Here is a 16,911-nt window from a genome sequence, read left to right as displayed (position 1 = left end):
CACCGGGCGACAGGCTCGATCACCGGGCGGCAGGCTCGATCACCGGGTCCCGCGATCAAGCACGCGCCGAGCCAGCTGCCGCGCCCATCCGCGCTCCCTCCAGCGCGCCGATAGCCTCGACTGATTTCAGCACGGTCCGTTCCAGGCCCGCGGCCGGGGACGGACGGGAAAACAGGAAGCCCTGCAGGGAATCGCAGTCCAGGGCCCTCAGGTACTCTGCCTGTGCTGGTGTCTCGATTCCTTCCCCCGTGACCTTCAGCCCCAGCGTGTGGGCCATGTTCACCATGGATGTCAGGATGGGCAGCTTCTCGGTACCGGTTCGCACCATTGACACAAAGGAGCGATCGATCTTCACAGCGTCCACCGGGAGGTCGTGCAGCCGACCCAACGAGGAATATCCCGTGCCGAAATCGTCCAGGGCCACCCTGACGCCGGCGTTGCGCAGGCTTCCGAGCTGCAGAATCACGTGGCTGTCGGCGTCGAAAAACACGCTCTCCGTCACCTCCAGCACCAGCTGGTGCGGATCCACACCGCAGCCGGCGGTCATGCTCAGCACCCCCTCGGCAAAATCCCTGTGCTGCAGCTGCGAGCCGGAGACATTCACCGCCAGCGACCTGCCGGGATCCCCTGCCAGCCACGGACGCAGCTCCGAGCAGCTGCGCCGCAGCACCTCCGTGCCGATTTCGCTGATCAGCCCGCTGCGCTCCGCCGTCGGAATGAACAGCGCCGGGGGCATAAGAACCCCGTCCCGCTCCCACCGGGCCAGCGCCTCAAACTGAACTACTGCGCCGCGCCGCAGGGACACCACCGGCTGGTAATGAACCGTGATCTCGCCAAGCTCCACGGCATGCCGCAGCCCGGCGGTCATCGTGGTGCGCTCCAGCAGGGCCGCCAGCATCTCCGGCCTGAACCGCCTGTAGCAGTTCTTTCCGGCTTCCTTGGCGGCATACATGGCCACGTCCGCCTGGCGCAGCAACTCCGACGAGGTCACCGCCATGCCGTCCCGCGACGCCACCCCGAGGCTGATGGCGGGACGGATCAGCGTGCCCTCAATGGACACCGGGACTTTCAGGGAGTCCACAACGCGCTGCGCAACGGTGTCCGGGTCCCTGCAGCCCACCAGGAGCAGTACGAACTCGTCGCCGCCCAGGCGGGCCACTGTTCCGTGCGGACCCACGCAGGCGCGCAGCCGCTTGGATACTTCCACGAGCATTTCGTCGCCTGCATGGTGCCCCAGCACGTCGTTGACTTCCTTGAAGTCGTCAAGGTCCAACAACAGCACATCCACCGACTCGGACGTCCGCAGCGCCGCAGTTGCCTGCTCCTTGAACAGGGTCCGGTTGGCCAACCCCGTCAGCGGATCCTGAAAGGCCAGCGCCTTCAGCTCGGCGAGCTCGGCTATGGCGCGACGGGCCTGGTCCTCCGCCAGCAGCCCACCCGGCATGCCCCACCTCGGGAAGGACCGCTCGTTCACACCGGTGATCCGGCCGTCAGGAGCCAGCACCACGATGCCGTCGGCAGTGGGGTCCAGGGTCGGGTCCAGCAAGGTGACGGCCCGGCGGCGGCCGGCCCGACGGCGCCCGGTTCCCCGGCGCCCGGTTCCCCGGCGCCCGGTTCCCCGGCGCCCGGCGTCGGCGTCCGGCCGGTGAACCGCGCCCCGGACGGCTACCGCCATTGCAGTGCCGTCTCCCGCGCTGATCAGCGAGCAGGTGACCTGCAGCGGGATTTCCGTCTGGTCGCTCCGGAGCCCGACGCATTCAATCGGCGGCCGGCCGTGCAGGGGCGTCCGCCGTCCCAGGCTGCTGAAAACCCTCGGGAAACCCCCGCGGCAATCCTCGGTCAGCAACATGCCGTGGTGTGCCCCGAGGAGCTGCTCACGGGGGTAACCAAAGAGCTCCGCTGCGGCTCCGTTCAGGAAGGAGATGGTTCCGTCGGCGTCGAGCAGCAACAGCGCATCGGGGCCCTTCTCCAGAAATGTTTGTGCGAATCCAAGTTCCACGGTGTTTGCCGGCCCCCAAGCAATGGACATGAGTGCCGGCACGCTGATGAATGCAGCGTGCCGGCGTTTCAGAAAGCATAGGTTCCCCTGAGAGGAAAGTCACAATGGCGGACAATTTCCTGAGTCGTGTTGGGGCCGGAGCGGCTGCCGTTGAGTTCGGGGAGCCGTGGAGCGGAGCTGCATGAAACTGGCGGTCATCACCTGCGTGCCGATCGCGGAGATCAGGCCGCTGCGCTCCGCCGTCGGAATGAACTGCGCAGGAGGGATCATTTCGCCGTCCCGTTCCCAGCGCGCCAGCGCCTCCAGCTGCACCACTTCGCCGAGCCGGGGCGAGATGATGGGCTGGAAGTGGACCGTGATGTGGCCGCGGTCAACCGCCAGCTGCAGCCCGGCCTCCATATCCGTGCGCTGCACCAGGGCCGCCATCATCTCCGGCTGAAATCGCATGTACCGGTTCTTGCCGGCCGCCTTGGCTGCATACATGGCCACATCTGCCCGCCGCAGCAGTTCAGAGGCGCCCACGGCATCCTGGCTAATCGAGGCGAGCCCCAGGCTCAGGCTGGGGCGCAGCATGGTGCCGTCCATCCACACCGGCTCGTTCAGCGATTCCACGATGCGTTCCGCCACGGTATCCGCCTCCGTGGACCCGGTCAGGAGCACCACAAATTCGTCGCCGCCCAGCCGGGCGACGGTGTCGGCGGGGCGGACGCAGGACCGCAGCCGGCGGGCCACCTCGATCAGCATCTGGTCGCCCGCATGATGGCCCAAGATGTCGTTGACTTCCTTGAAGTCGTCCAGATCCAGCAGGAGGACGTCGACGGCGGTGCTGGACTCCCCGCGAATCGCTTCGGACAGCTGATCGTTGAACAGCTTGCGGTTGGCCAGGCCCGTCAACGGGTCCTGGAACGCCAGCGCCTTCAGCTGGGCTGCCTGCTCGGCCAGATCAGCCATGGCTCGCTTGGCCTGTTCCTGCGCGAACCGGCGCGGGGTGACGTCACGGAAACTCCACACTCGGCCCACCACGCTATCCGCCACTTTCTGCGGACGCGAATACCGTTCAAAGGTGCGGCCATCGGTGAAATCCAGCACATCGTTGCTTCCGCCAACGGGTTGGCGTACAGCTCCTGGACCTTCTCGAGGAAGGCAGCCGGATCCGAAAGCTGGCTCAGCACGAAACCCATCACGGCTTCGTCATCGTGGGTGGCCAGCAATTCGCGCGGAATACCCCACATCGAGACAAACTGGTCATTGATTCCGGCGATCTGCCCATCGGTGCTGACCACCAGGATCCCGTCCGCAGTGGATTCCAGCGTGGCGCTCAACAGGGACATCGCCTCGCGCAGGCCGGCATCCGCCTCCTCCGTGCGAGGTGCCGCGCACGGAGACGTTCATGGAGATGCCGGCGTCGCGGCGCAGGCTGTTGAACAGCTTCCGGAAACCTTCACGGAAACCCTCGGCCAGCAGAATGCGGTGGTCCTGGCCCACCAGCTGGTCCCTCGTGTACCCGAACATCCGTTCAGCAGCAGCATTGACCAGGCTGATGGTGCCGTCCTCGGTGACCAGCAGCAGGGCATCAGGCACAGAGTCGATCACGGCCTGGTAGCTGGGTCCGGAACCGGCGCCTGGTGCCGGGGGCGGCGATGGCACCATCACGTCACCGGGCACAATCACTTGAGACCACAAATGTTCCATTCAGAGTCGTCCCTCTGGAAATCATAGAGGTCTCCGGGGCGCGCCGAGACCTCGAATATTTCGGGAATGGGCACCTGGATGACCTGCAAGGACCTGATTGAACGCAGCTCGGAGCGGCCTCCCCTTGACGTGAGCCTTTGATGCGAGCCTTGGGGTGACATGAACTGTCTGACCGAAAGGACTAGTATCGCTGAGGTGGCGCCGCTCGGCGCACGCAGTATTTGAGGAGCATGGCGATGGATCTGGGGGCCACACGCGTAGAGGTGTTCGCCGACGGCAAGGTGACTGTCGGCGGTGAGCAAATCGCACCGCCTCCCGGGATGGACCCGTACTCGGCGGCCATCGCGGTCCTTGCCGAGTACGCCCGCAGTTCCGGTGCAGCGGCACTCGCCCACGCTGTTGACCACTCCAGCGGCCAGGAGGGCCGCTTCCAGGTCCTGCCGGACGGCACTGCAGAAGCCATCGCGGACGCTCCACAGATTCCGGCCCCCGCGGCACCTGCCCCTGAAACGGCGGCCCCCCGGGTCCAGGCTTTCGACGCTCTGGCGCCGGGCCTGCCGATCGAAAGGATCCCCGGCCCCGGCGTCGCATCAGTGCCCCAGTCCGCATCAGTCCCTCCGTCCGCACCAGTGCCTTCCTCCACACGGGAGGCGTTTCCGCGGTTGGGCCCAATGTCTCCGCAGAGCACGACGACGGCGGGCGGGGCTGACGGCGCAAACTCGCCTTATGCAACCCCGCACGCAGAGACCCAGTTCGTCAGGCCGGACCGTCCGCGGCCAGCCACGGGGGTCAGGGGAGCGTTGTACTCCGCCACCGGAGGATTCGTTAACCTGGGTCCCAGCGCCAGGGACCAGGACGAGGCCGAGCTGGATCGGAGGATAGCCCGCCCGCTGTCCGGCAGCTTCAACACGGCCGTTCTTAGCCTCAAGGGAGGCATCGGCAAGACGTCAACCACAGTGGGCGTGGGCATGATTCTTGCCGAGTACCGTGGTGACCACCCCTGCGCAATCGACGCCAACCCGGACAGCGGAGACCTTGCCGAGCGGGCGCTGGGGGAGATGCTCTACCAGAAGGTCAAGCCCCGCACTGTCACCGATATTGTCCGGGACATCGATGCCATCAGTTCCCTCACCGCACTGACGGACTACATGCACCACGCCAACAGGCTGCACCTGGTGGCAGGGGAGCAGGACCCGGCGCTGTCCGACGCGCTGACAGCGGACGAGTATTCCAAGATCCACCACCTGGTGTCGCAGTACTATTCGGTCACTTTGACGGATTGCGGCACAGGAGTCTCACACCCGGCCATGGCAGGCGTCCTGCCCAGGGCAACCAACCTGGTCATCGCTTCCGGATATGCCGTCAGCGGTGCGAAGCGTGCCCGCAATACCCTGCAGTGGCTTGCTGGCCACGGCTATGAAAACCTCGCCCGGAACGCGATTGTGGTAGTCACGGACAAGGACCAGGTGTCCACCCGGGTGGACAAGAGGGCAATCGAGCAGCATTTGGCGGGATACTGCCGCAGGCTGATCACCGTCCCCCATGACCGCGGGGTGGCTGACGGCGACAGGATCTCCCTCGAAAAGATCTCCGGCAATACCCGCCGGGCCTACAAGGAGATTGCTGCGGCAATTGTGGACGGCTACGTATAGGCCCGGTTGCCCCGCCGGGAGTCCGGCCGCTGCATCTGGAAGGTTCCTTGGCGCAGCGCCTGCCCCCGGCCTCCGTCCCACGCACTGACCAGCGGAAACGTCACAGCCAGGTGCTGAAAAGGGCGGGCACCCAGCAGCGCCAGGCCCACGCCTTCCAGCGCTTGTGCGGTGAGGTCCATGCCCTTGACGAAGTCCGGTCCCAGCACCGTGCCCAGCGGAACGCGGTACCCGTCGGCGCCCGCGTGGACTCCCAGTTCATCGGCCCCGAAGTGCAGGTCCATGCTGAAATCCATCGAGTTCAGGGCCGCTGCCTGCTGTATGGCGGCGTCCCGGACAGCCTCACCGAGGGGGCTGCCGGTGGTGACTAAAGCGTCGAAGGACTCCACAACGCCGGCGTCTGTCCGCACTGCGGTCAGCAGCCCCGTCACGTGGTTGCCGGAGAAGATGAGGGCGGACCAGGGCATACGCTCGTGGAACCAGCCCGTAATCGCGTCGACTTCCCACTGCCAGGCGAGGGGTTCAGTGGCTCCCGTGCGCAATGGTTGTACCTGGAACGGCTCCAGCATCCGGCCCGTATACGCGCCGATCCGTGAGGTGCGGTTGGCAGGATGCAGGACACTGCCGGTGACAGCGAGGCCGCCGGCGGCAAGGGGGGCGTCTGTGCCAAGAAGAGTGCCCAAGGCATTTTCCACACCCTGGCCGTCCGGGGTGGGTCTGACCCAGGCTACGTTGACGGCCTTCAGGAAGGCGATGAGGCCGTAGCTGGGCTGGGCATCCCCGGCCGTGGCGAAAGCGGGGAGCTTGCCGGGCGGGACGTTCCTCAGGGCACTCTCCAGAGCATGGGTCTTCCACGGCCTGGCCCCGGGAGCGGTGATGAAATGCAACGGCACCGGCTGGTTCATGAGTCCAGCGCATTCAGAATCTCATTGCTCTGGGGATCGATCACCAGGCCGCACGTGTCGAGCACAGCGATCATGAGGAACGTCCGCGCGGCCTCCGCGGTGTCCTTGTCATCGGGGCAATTGACCTCGGAGACCCAGGCAGTTGTCCCGAGCTGGCGCGCCACGCTTTCCCCGTAAATGCGCAGCAGCTCATCGTGGTCGGTCAGGCTGGGCATGGAAACCAGGGCCAGCTGCTCGTCGGCAAGGCTGAGTATGAGGTGCGCAGAATCGCCAGCCGGTTCCAGCCGGAACTTATCCTCAAAAAATGAGCAGGTCCTGGCAAAGTCGCCTTCCCTGGGATCTGTTGCGGCGATCAGGTAGAAGTCGTAACTCACTCGGCCCCGTCCTTATCGAGATGCTGGAAAGTCTGTATCACCAGCGGACGCCGGCCCGGACGCAGTATCCGCGCCCGCCCCGCGGGGAGGTGGACCGGGCGCTCGCCGTATGCGATCACACCTTCTGACCTGTCGCCGGAGAACATGGCCACGGGTCCGCCTGCTGCTTTGACAGCACCAAGGAACGGGTCATGGATGGCGACGGCGGCCCCGCTGATGCGGCTTGCCACGACTGTGTGCAGGCCCGCGTCCGCCCCTGCGGGAATGCTTGCCGCCAACGTCCGCAGCGGTTGGTTGCCGGCCGCACTGAGAATGTCGTAGTCGTCAACCAGCACCACGATCCTGGGGGTGGTGAGCGCTGGCGTGCTGCCGTCTCCCAGCCGGTCCTGGATCTGGCCCGCCACGAACTCGGAGAGCTTGGCCGCCACCAGGGCGTTGGGAGCGTATTGACCCAGATACTCATCCGGAATGAAGCCCCGCAGTTTCTGCCGGGGATCGAAGACAGCAAAAACGAGGTCCCCCGGAGCATGACTGTCCAGCAGCTGGGAGGCAACGGATTTCAGCAAATTGGTCCTGCCGGTCTCCGGATCGCCAAAGATGATGAGGCAACGGTCAGCCCCGAAGAGCTCCAGGGATTCCGTTGCCAGGTCCTGTTCCCGGACGCCCAGTTCGATGGCCGACAAGCGTTCCGGCAACGGGGGAAGAACGACGGCGGTCGGCAGCACCCGGACTGCGGGGGCTGTGCTTTGGGCACCGCTTCGGACAGACTGGCACAGCTCGTGAAGATCGCGGGCGGCTTCATCAGGTTCAGGGTGGCTCTCCAGCGAGGTGAGCGCGAAATGCCCGATGGTCTTCTCCAGGGTGAGCGCCCTGCCGGGCCGGCCCGCACCAAGGGTGGTGGCGAGCCTGCGGTCGATAGAATCTGCAGGGTCCGAGATATGGAGTTCGATCCGGTTGCCGAGCAGGGACTGCCGGGCCATCCGGATTTCGGACCAGGTCCGGACGCTCACGATGACGTGCACGCCGAAGGTGCTGCCCCGCGTCATCACGTCATGGACCAGCTCTTCGATTTCGGGAAACTCCGAGGTCAGCGCCCCGAAGCCGTCGATGAAGAGAAACACATCCGTGCAACCCAGTTGCTCAAGTCCGCCGCGGGCGCGGGCCGTCCGCATGGCGTGCACTGTGTCTATCCGGTGCGCCTCGAACACATCCTGGCGGGCGTTCACCAGCGAGTGGACTTCTTCGATGGTTCGGCGCAGATATTCACGGTTGCCGCGCCCGGCCATGCCGCCGCTGTGCGGGAGCGCCGCCAAGCCCGTCAGGGAGTTGCCGAGCAGGTCGATGCCGTACAGGTTCACTTCCTGCACGGTGTGGCTGAGCGCCAGGGCCGCGGCTATGGTCCGCAGGGCGGTGCTGCGGCCGCTCTGAGGGGCACCGATCACAGCCAGGTTGCCGCCCCGGGCAGTCAGGTCCAGGTGCCACGGGCCCTGCCACTGGCGCGAAGGGTCGTCCAGCACACCTACCGCCGGGCAAAGATGGCCGGGTTGATCCAGCCGGGGGCCGGCGGAGGTGAGGTTCAGCGACGCACCTGTCCCGGACAACGAGACGGCGAGCGGCAGCGGCGGGAGCCAGACGGGCGGTGTTGACCGTTGAGCAGACGAGGAAAAGCCAACCAGCGTCGAAAGGATAGTGGGGGCGTCGGCGGCCGGGCTGGAACCGGATGAGGGTGCGGGTGCCGGGCGGGCCGGCGTCGTCTGTTCCTGCGGGCCGGGCCGGCGCAGACTGAAGGCTGTCACCGGCAGGATGTCCGTGGCAGGGCTCTCCTCCTCGCTGTCCGGCAGCGGCAGCGGCCCGGAGACGTAGGAGGCTTTGAAGCGGCGGAACACCGTGGTGTCCACCTTCAGAATTCCATGGCCCGGGGCACTGGGGAGGTAGTAAGCGTCCGGAACGTCAATGACGGTACGGCTTTCACTCTCGGAGTTGGTGTGCAGGGCAATCCGGTAGGCCAGGTACGTTTCCAGGCCGCGCAGCATCCCGGATTCCACCTTCTGGCTGGACAGGAGCAGGTGAATGCCGATCGAGCGTCCGATTCGTCCGATTGAAAGGAGGAGATCGATGAAATCGGACCGGGCGGTGAGGAGCTCCCCGAATTCGTCGATGCAGACGAAAAGGTAGGGGAGCGGCCGGCTCAAAGCCGGATTGTCCGGGGTGCGGTCGCGGGCGCTGCGGTATTCGTCAATGTGCGAAAAGTCCCCGCCGGACTTCAGGAGTTCCTGGCGGCGCACCACTTCACCGGACAGGCTGGCGTAGATCCGGTCAACCAGGCTCGCGTCACTGACAAGGTTGGTGATCAGGCCGGACACATGGGGTGCTTCAGCGAAGGGCGCGAACGTTGCGCCGCCCTTGTAGTCCACCAGCACCATGTTCAGGTCCTCCGGGGAGTGCGTGGTGAGGAGGGACAACACCAGCGTCCGTAAAAGTTCCGACTTGCCGGAGCCGGTGGCCCCCACACAGATGCCGTGCGGGCCCATGCCCTGTTTCGCCGGCTCCTTCAGATCCAGATAGACCAGCGAGGCGTCGTCACCGGTGCCTATGGCCACACGCAGGAAATCAGGGCCCCGGGGGGTGACCCACAATTTGTGCACGGAGTCCGCGGTGTACCCTTCCAGCCCCAGGGACTCCGCGTAGCTTCTTGATGCTTTGTGCTCCCCGAACTCGTGCGACAGTTCGGAAAGGCGGAGCGGAGCCAGGGCGCGGGCAATGGACTCGGAGACCGCAGGGTGGACGTCATCCACATACCCGCTGACCGTCAGGCCGTTCGCGGTGTGCTCCAGCGTGACCTTGCCGGAATCGACGCTGAGCCGCAGGTCCACGCTGTCGGGTTCCTGCTTCTGATCGGTGAGGAGATGGATCCGTGTCACAGCCAGGTCGGCGAGCGAAACGTCCGCCGGGAGGCCCGGAAACTGCCGCGCATTTTGCCCCGGCAGATCGCTGATGATCACCAGCCGTTGCAGGGCCTCGGCCGGCACATGCTGGAAGTTCCGTGACGCGGCAGCCAGCGCCGCCAGCCGAAGATCCAAGCTTGAGCGAAGCAGCCGTGCCATCTCGCTGAGGTCAGAAGATTGCCGGGGGTGCCCCGTCCGGTCCAGCAAATGCGGCAGCCATTTTGCCCACTCCCAGCTGGCATGGTGACCGTCAGCCACCACAAGTGCCAGCTCCACGTCTTCGGGTGACTGCGAGGCCGCTACGCGCGTCAGGATGCTCCTGCAGACAGCAAGGGCTGTTTTCCGGTCTCCGATGATGGATACGTTTGAAACGCCCGCCAAGGGCAACGTCAGCGGCATATGCGGGCCTGCGGTGAAACGCTGCCGGAGCTGCTCAGCCTCGGCCAGCATGAAGGTGTCAGGCCGTTCAACAGCATCTCCGCTGTCCTGGACCGCGATGCTTCGCTGGGGCACAACGCCCGTTCCGATGCGCGTGAGAAGGAAGTCAGGGCTGGTGCGGCGCCTTTCCCACAATCTGTGCGGGTCCTCCACAACCAATTCAAGGAGTTGCTCCGCCAGCGGGTGGCTGCGGTTGGCCGAAATCCTTGCCTGGCGTTCGTCGGCCTCGAATTCCTTGTGCCGCCTCCGCAGATACTCCATGTAGAGCCGGCGTTTCTGGCTTCGCTGGCGCGAGGACTTCCCCCGTTGCGAGAACGCGAGTGCCAGGGAGGCCAGAACGGTGACCACCATCATGATGGCGCCGATTCCTGCCAGGGACGAGCCACGGAAGAGCATCATGACTGTCACTGACGTAGCCGCCCCCAGCATCGGCACCAGGGCCAGGAGATTCATGCCGCCGCTGCCCGTGGGCAGTTGCGGTGGCGCGTCCAGCACTGCCGCCGGAGTCGGAGTTTGGGGCGGGGCCGTCCGCGCCGGACGGTGGATGATTTTAGTGGTCATTGTCTACCGCCGGTTGGCCGCGGACAGTGCACTGCCGGCGATCTCGGTGGCGGCGATGCGCGTCCGGGCTCCCAGCTGACTGAGCTTGATGGGGCCGCCGTCGGCAAGATGCCGGTCGAAGGGCAGCGCGGCATCGTCCTCCGCCTGTTCACCCAATTGGCTGGAGCGGGTCCGTACGGTGATTACGGGTGTGCGTGGGTGTGCGGCAGCAAGGACGGCCCGGACGGCGGCTTCCCTGGCAGCTCCGAAATCGGTATCGGGCGCCACCACCACTGCTGCGTGGGCCGTTTCCAGTAACGCTGCGGTATGCCGGGAACGTGGGGAAGCACCGGCGTCCACCACGGTCACTGCCACAAACCGCGAAAATATGGCGGAAAGATCCGTCCACTCGGCGGAGCCGATGGTTGCATCCGAGGCTGCGGGCACGTCCGCGCGTCCGAGCGCGAAGACCTGGTTCCCGCAAGGCGCCGCCGGTTCAACCACATCCGGCAGGGTCCGCACGGGCTGCGCTCGCAGCTTGGCCGCAGCCGCGGAGAGGAGAGAATTTTGCTCGGCACCGGCGTAGTGCAGGAGGCGGCCGGTTTCGTCAGTGGCATCAATGGCCATGACGGCTTCCTGCCTGATGCTTCCCAATAGTTTGGCAATCAAGGCGGCCACTGTTGTGGTTCCGATGCCGCCGGCTACACCTAACACAACCACACGGCGGCCGGTGGTGATGGGTGCTTCCACAGCAGACGATGCCCGAACCAGGCGTTCGGAGAGAGCTCCCGACGTCAGCGCGTCCGTGGCTTCGAACCGGAGCCGTTGCCACCAGGTGTCTCCGGAGGTCTTGCGGACGGTTTTCGTCGGCGGCTGCCGGTGCTGAGCAGCAGGCGGGGCACTTGGAGGGAGCCAGGGCGCTTCCTGCCCCACCCCAGCGCCTGGCTTATGAGCGTGGTGCGGGCGTGGGGCCATGCCGGGAAACCCGGGTGGGGCCTCCGGGCCAGGGGCTTGGTCCCCGGCAATTGGTGCCTGCGGACTCAATGGAAATCCCAGTCGAGGTTGCTCAGCCAAAGGTCTGTCCTAGTTGTGTATAGGTGCCGGACAACCCCAGTGCAAGTGGGATGGTGGCCAGCACGCAGATCATTTCTGCGCGCGCGGCAAGGACACGCAGCCTGGCCCCCGTCTGGGCTCGGACTGTGCCCTGGGCGGCCGCAAGCACCAGCACACCAACCACGCCGGTGATCAGCAGGCAGGCGGGCTGTTGGAAATGGAGCGAAACGACGATGGTGGTGGCCAGCAAGCCTCCTGCCGCCGCCGCGTAGACCCCGGCTCGCTGCCAGAACAGCGGCAGCGAGAGCCCGCGGAAAACTACTGATCCCAGCAGCGCGGCAGCCAGCAGCAATCCCCATACCGCGCGGTCCCAGGCCAGGCAGATGACCGTCGCGGCGACAGATGCCATCACGGCGGAAACCAGAGACCAGCCGGCGAGCGTGCGGTGCGCCATGTGAAAGGAGTCCAGAGTCCCCTGCCTGTCCGGCCGCACTCCTTGGCGCTGATCGTCGTCGAGCCCGCTCAGGCCGGCCACCACCGTGGCCAGTCTGGGCGCAAGCCCGAGCGTGAGCACACTGACTATTCCGGTGACGGCGGCAGCAAGTGCCGCATCACGGGTGCTCAATTGCGCCAGCACCCACAGTGCTCCGAGGACGGCGAGCAGCGCCGCAGCCGCGAAGAAGGGTATGTGTTGTCGAGTCCCCAGGCCTCCCGCGGCAAGCGCCAGGACGGTGGCGCACAGCAGCAACGCTCCGGGCGCAATGCCGCCGGCAGTGATGGCAACGGAAACTCCGACCATCCAGCCGGCCACCAGCACCGCCAGCCCCGCCGGCACTGACCAGAAGCGGCCCAGCAGCGATCCCGCCAGCAGCAGGGCTGTAACCAGCACGATCCCGAACGGCGTTCTGGCCCCTGGATGCTGGAACAGCACCGCTGCGCTCCCGCTTCCGGCGATGAGCAATCCAGCGACGGATGCCAGGCCGACAGTGCGCAGAGCGCCAGCCCAGAGCCCGGGGGACCGCCCGGTTGATTCGGCAGCGAAGGACGCCACATCATAAACTTCGGGCGACGGCGGGATGGCCCGTTTGTCGCGCAGGTAAAGGCGGGCGCCGTCGGGGATCGTAGCGGACCGGAGCGACTGGGAACCTTCGATGACAACGCCGACGGCGGTGGTAAGGACGGTGGGGGCCGGCCGCTCCCGGGCATCTTCAACATCGGCGAACAGGAGGTCCCGGATCTGGGGAATCAGGGATGCTACCGGCTCATCGGAAGGCAACCGCAGATCCAGGTGTCTGCGCTCGCCAATGACGGTTATCCGGGTCAAGGCGTTTGTCATGCTCCGGGCTCCGTCCAGAGCGCTAGGAGGGCAACGGCTGCGGAACTGTTCCGCTCGCTGAGCAGGTGCTGAACGAAGCTGAAGCCAACGCAGACCGCGGCCACAAGGGCCGCGATGAGGAGGGAATACATGAGTCTCATGGTGTTGGTGGAGTAGCTCCGCTCCTGGGCATTGCCACCGAACAGCAGGGCGTCGTCGAGCTGGTGTTTGCGGACTTTTGCGGATTCCAGCAGCCGGGCATCATAGTCTTCACCCACGCGTGACTCCGCTCCTTTCCATGGCAAATAACGGCACAGACAAACCTACCCCGGAAGAGATCGCGCTTTGCAAGTCAAATGGTCTCTGTCCACATGTTTGTGCATCGACTGGACATATCGGGTGCGGTTGCACATGCTGGATAGCGTGATTGCCGTCAGCCGTCGGCAATGCATCCGGACAACAGTGATTGCGGGGCACTCTCATATGGCTATCTTCGACATGGGCGCAGAGACCGTCGGAAACCTGAACAGGCAGACCGACTCAGCGAACCAGGACCTTGGCTCACTCGTTCGCCGTTTTGTTGAGGCGGTGACTCCGCTGGAGGGCCGCTTCAGCGGCGCGGGCAAGGCGGCGTTTGATAATTTCAAGAACCGTTCGGATCTTGTGGCGTCTGAGCTGAATACGGCGCTGGCGGGCATTGTGCAGGGGCAGGGTGGCATGAACGCCGCGTTCCAGCAGGGCGATCTCGCCGCGGGTGATAACGCCCGCCGGGGTGAAGGGTCCGCTGATTTCGACGGCGCCCGTTTCCAGGGCCGCGCCTGACGGGCGTTTTCCGTCTCGCAGGTCTGTGTTCAATCTACGGAAATGGAGTGGGGGCCTTGGCTGGCTCCGCAAAATCATGACAGCTAACAGAATCGCTTTTGATACCAACGTTTCTGCCCAGGTGCAGGGCGACATTCAGGCGCTGGCAGCGCAGCTGGAGTCGTTGATCGGTCAGCGGCAGGCTGATGTGGGCCAGGCTATGGCTGACTTCAGGGCGGACGGGGTTGATTCCGAGTACCAGGCGGTGGAGTCCCGCTGGAACGCGGCCGCCAATGAAACAAAGGCCATTGTGGCGCTCGTGAAGAGCACTCTTGGCCTGAATGACGAGACCGCGTCAACGGCTATCAGCTCGGCCAGGAACGCCGTGCAGGGCATCGGGTAACGGGGGCAGTTATGGCGGGTGCGTGGAATATCGACGTCGATGCGGCTGCGGCGACCATCAAGGCTACTGCGGCGCAGGTGGAAAGTGTTGGCCCGGCATTGGCGGGGATGGCTGCGGCTCTGGAGTTGGCGGCGTCTTCGATTCCGGGGGAGGCTCCGGTGGTTCTGACGGCACTCAACGATGTGCTGACCCTTGGCATTACGACGGGGACCAATGACGCGGTGCACAGGTCCGGGACGATCATTACCTCTACGGTGCAGGCCGTCAGTTTTTACGCGCAGGGGGATCTTGCCATGGCAGCACACGCCCAGCAGAGCGCGGCGGCCGCCGAGGCGCCTGCGGCCGGGACTGCCCGCGGGCCCGTTCCGCAGTAGAGCCTGTACCGCAGTAGAACCGCTTACCGTGGCCCCCATTATGTGAAGGACTGGAAACTGGTATGGCATTGCTTCCCGAGGTCTGCGTTGCGGTCGGTTCCTCCGGCCTGGACCCCAGCGGTGGTTTCCGGCTGCCTGACGTGGATTCCTTGGATGTTGCGGCCCGGGACTTGACCTCGCATTCTGCCGATTTTCAGGCGGGGATGGCGAGGTCCGCGCAGTTGTGGGCAGGATTGGGCTCCTCGTATTCCTCTGAGGAAGCGTCTGCCGTGCTCGCCGCGTTTGGGAAGGTGACCCCCACAGTTGAGCGTGTATCACGTGATGCGTCATCGACATCGGCGGCGCTGACCGCGTTTTCGGTGTCGTGCCGCGACCTGAAGCAGCGTCTGGAGGCCTACGGCCGGCAGGTTCATGTTTTGGACGCGGACATTGACGCGTTCCCCACCTCGGTGGAGAAAATCATCATGGTCAGGGGCGAACAGGTAATCAGCCATGAACAGCAACATTGGAGTGGTGATGCTGATCTGACAGGGCGCCGCAACGCGCTTGCCTCCGACGTCCAGGCCATCGAAAACGACTATCACACAGCGCAGAACACGTGCGCGGCGGCTTTGGCCAGGGTCTCGGGCGGGCATGCCCACACATCCGAGACAGCCCCGCAGACAGACAGAAGTTCCGGGAACTGGGTGGATGACTGGATGTGGGATGCCGGCACATTCATGGGTCTCGACCATGGCGGTGAGCAGCAGCCCTGGGGCACCCAGACCGTTCCCTACCGTCCCAACGGCTTCTTGGGGACACTGCAGGGGTTCGGGGCGGGGGCGGTTGAACTCGTGGACGGGCTCTGGTCGCTGACCGGGACCTCTAACGCCACAAAGCGCGACCAGGCCTGGGGCGGTGTCAACACCTTGGTCGGGGCCGCCGGGATGCTCGCGACCGTGCCGTTTACCTGGGCTTTGAGCGGGGTCAACAACCAATGGGAGAACGACAAGCCCCAGATTCAGCAGGCACTGGATACCTTCGGTGCCATGGGGCCGGCATTTATTCACATGGATGAGGCTGGCACCAACCCGAACTGGGCCGTTGGTGCTGCCTCGTTCAATGTTGTCTCTACCGTCTTCACCGGGGGTGCCGGGGCCGGTGTGAAGGCTGGTTCCCTGGCGAGCAAGGCGGGTCTCACGGCTGAGAAGCTGAGTATCGCCACGATGGACAGTGCCCGGCTGGGGAAAGTTTCAGGCCTGTTGGGCAGTTCTGCCCAGGGGCTTTACAAAACGGGGACGGTCTTATCCAAGCCGGGTTCTTTGGTTTTGAAGGTCTCCGACATTGTCATGCCCCAGACGACGGCCAAGGCTCTTGATGCTTTGACCGGCTTTAAGGTCAATTCCTGGATGGCGGTATCGAAAGCGCCGGGGGCTGTTTGGGAGCATGCGGTTGTTCGCCCGCTGGAGGGCGCCTCTACGCTGCTGCGGGCCACTGACCAGGCGTTTCCGAGGGTTGCCGTTTCCCCTGGCGGTGCAGTGGGTCTTGGGCATGGATCAATGGGCAGGATGGCGGATGGTTTGGACTCTGCCGCCGCTAAAGTCCGGACGGACCACGTGCCGGTGGCTGCGAAGCTCCAGATGATTGCACCTGTTGAGTATTTCCCGAAACCTGGCCATATCGAGCAGACCATAGTGTTCAGGCATGGTGAAGCTAATTTTCCGGTCAGTAAGAGGGATCACTTCGCTGACCGTGGGGGGTTGAAGCCGAACACTGAGTATGTGATCGAGCACCGGACCAAGATGCATCAGGTGACCGGGTCCGCTGTGGATTCGATCGAGAAGTACTATACGGATGCCGCGGGCAAGGTGGTCCGGGTGGACACGTTTGCCGGTGTGCGTGGTGCGTGGTCGCCGGAGTTGAATAAGCCGGTGGCGAATGTGACGTATAACGTGGTGGCGAAGGTCGACGGCGGTTTGGAGAACACTTTCACGTACACGACGGATGCTTCCGGGCACGCCCAGGGCGTGTCGGGGAGGGTCACGTCGACCCTGGCGGGGGATATGAACCGGAATGCGTGGCAGCAGTTGCTGGCTGGGAAGCGTGTGGGTGGTCTGGGGTATGAGGGCGGGCATTCGGCGCCGTCGTTTCTGGGGGCTCCCGGGGAGCGGATCGGTTTGTTTGCGCAGCATCAGTTCCAGAACCGCGGCGCGGGGGCGCCGAATGTCAGTGATGGCGCGGCTTTCTACAAAGAAGAAGCGAAAATCATGGACGAGGTGAAGAGGCGTTTGGAGGCGGGGCGGCCGGTGGATTTGAACTGGTCGATGGACACGCCGTCCGGGGCGAAGCCCGGGTTGCCGGAGAGTTTTAAGCTGTCGTATGCCTTTGACGGAGACGACTTCGTTGACGTGCCGTTCAGTAACGTGCCGATGAAACGAGGTTAG

General features: G+C 64.9%; 15 protein-coding genes. 5 read left to right on the top strand and 10 right to left on the bottom strand.

The window, feature by feature from the left end; translation table 11 throughout:
- Positions 1-55: 55 nt before the first annotated feature.
- The 4 genes from V3C33_01815 to V3C33_01800 all read right to left on the bottom strand — a co-directional run bounded on the left by V3C33_01815 (position 56) and on the right by V3C33_01800 (position 3,691).
- On the bottom strand, positions 56-2,029 hold the full coding sequence (locus tag V3C33_01815; protein XAS68096.1) for an EAL domain-containing protein: 1,974 nt from the start codon (positions 2,027-2,029) through the stop codon (positions 56-58).
- Positions 2,030-2,098: 69 nt separating this feature from the next.
- Positions 2,099-2,950, bottom strand: a complete 852-nt coding sequence (locus V3C33_01810) for a bifunctional diguanylate cyclase/phosphodiesterase (protein ID XAS68095.1) — start codon at positions 2,948-2,950, stop codon at positions 2,099-2,101.
- Positions 2,917-3,282 carry a hypothetical protein gene (locus V3C33_01805; protein XAS68094.1) on the bottom strand — a complete coding sequence of 122 codons (366 nt, stop codon included), beginning with the start codon at positions 3,280-3,282 and terminating at the stop codon, positions 2,917-2,919. The genes V3C33_01810 and V3C33_01805 overlap by 34 nt, the downstream gene beginning before the upstream one ends.
- A complete protein-coding gene (locus tag V3C33_01800) occupies positions 3,245-3,691 on the bottom strand; it encodes a PAS domain S-box protein (GenBank protein XAS68093.1) in 447 nt (148 codons plus the stop codon). Before V3C33_01800 ends, V3C33_01805 begins: the two co-directional genes overlap by 38 nt.
- 230 nt (positions 3,692-3,921) lie before the next feature.
- On the opposite strand from V3C33_01800, the gene V3C33_01795 reads away from it, so the two are divergent.
- Positions 3,922-5,343 carry a MinD/ParA family protein gene (locus V3C33_01795; protein ID XAS68092.1) on the top strand — a complete coding sequence of 474 codons (1,422 nt, stop codon included), beginning with the start codon at positions 3,922-3,924 and terminating at the stop codon, positions 5,341-5,343.
- Here V3C33_01795 and V3C33_01790 read toward each other — a convergent pair.
- The 6 genes from V3C33_01790 to V3C33_01765 form a co-directional block, all read right to left on the bottom strand.
- Entirely contained in the window at positions 5,334-6,245 is a 912-nt protein-coding gene (locus tag V3C33_01790; protein XAS68091.1) for a DUF6177 family protein, read from the bottom strand. The two genes, V3C33_01795 and V3C33_01790, sit on opposite strands and share 10 nt — an antisense overlap.
- A complete protein-coding gene (locus V3C33_01785; GenBank protein XAS68090.1) occupies positions 6,242-6,619 on the bottom strand; it encodes a hypothetical protein in 378 nt (125 codons plus the stop codon). The genes V3C33_01790 and V3C33_01785 overlap by 4 nt, the downstream gene beginning before the upstream one ends.
- Positions 6,616-10,563, bottom strand: coding sequence for a type VII secretion protein EccCa (eccCa, locus tag V3C33_01780; protein XAS68089.1), 3,948 nt, complete (start codon positions 10,561-10,563; stop codon positions 6,616-6,618). Before eccCa ends, V3C33_01785 begins: the two co-directional genes overlap by 4 nt.
- A 3-nt stretch (positions 10,564-10,566) precedes the next feature.
- Positions 10,567-11,475: a hypothetical protein gene (locus tag V3C33_01775; protein XAS68088.1), complete on the bottom strand. Its 909-nt coding sequence runs from the start codon at positions 11,473-11,475 to the stop codon at positions 10,567-10,569.
- 133 nt (positions 11,476-11,608) lie between these two features.
- Complete coding sequence (locus tag V3C33_01770) at positions 11,609-12,931, bottom strand: EsaB/YukD family protein (protein ID XAS68087.1); 1,323 nt, start codon at positions 12,929-12,931, stop codon at positions 11,609-11,611.
- Entirely contained in the window at positions 12,928-13,188 is a 261-nt protein-coding gene (locus tag V3C33_01765) for a hypothetical protein (GenBank protein XAS68086.1), read from the bottom strand. The genes V3C33_01770 and V3C33_01765 overlap by 4 nt, the downstream gene beginning before the upstream one ends.
- Positions 13,189-13,393: 205 nt before the next feature.
- Between V3C33_01765 and V3C33_01760 the strand changes: the two genes are divergently transcribed.
- The 4 genes from V3C33_01760 (at position 13,394) to V3C33_01745 (ending at position 16,911) form a co-directional block, all read left to right on the top strand.
- Positions 13,394-13,732: a hypothetical protein gene (locus tag V3C33_01760; GenBank protein XAS68085.1), complete on the top strand. Its 339-nt coding sequence runs from the start codon at positions 13,394-13,396 to the stop codon at positions 13,730-13,732.
- A gap of 76 nt (positions 13,733-13,808) precedes the next feature.
- A complete protein-coding gene (locus V3C33_01755; GenBank protein XAS68084.1) occupies positions 13,809-14,114 on the top strand; it encodes a pore-forming ESAT-6 family protein in 306 nt (101 codons plus the stop codon).
- An 11-nt stretch (positions 14,115-14,125) separates the two neighbouring features.
- Positions 14,126-14,488 carry a DUF6507 family protein gene (locus V3C33_01750; protein ID XAS68083.1) on the top strand — a complete coding sequence of 121 codons (363 nt, stop codon included), beginning with the start codon at positions 14,126-14,128 and terminating at the stop codon, positions 14,486-14,488.
- A 62-nt stretch (positions 14,489-14,550) separates the two neighbouring features.
- The gene (locus V3C33_01745) at positions 14,551-16,911 is read left to right on the top strand and encodes a hypothetical protein (protein ID XAS68082.1); all 2,361 of its coding nucleotides are present in this window, start codon (positions 14,551-14,553) and stop codon (positions 16,909-16,911) included.

The organism is Micrococcaceae bacterium Sec5.7, assembly GCA_039636785.1.
Taxonomy (GTDB): domain Bacteria; phylum Actinomycetota; class Actinomycetes; order Actinomycetales; family Micrococcaceae; genus Arthrobacter.
Note: the sequence above shows the minus strand (reverse complement) of the source record. Positions and strands in the feature narration are given on the sequence as shown.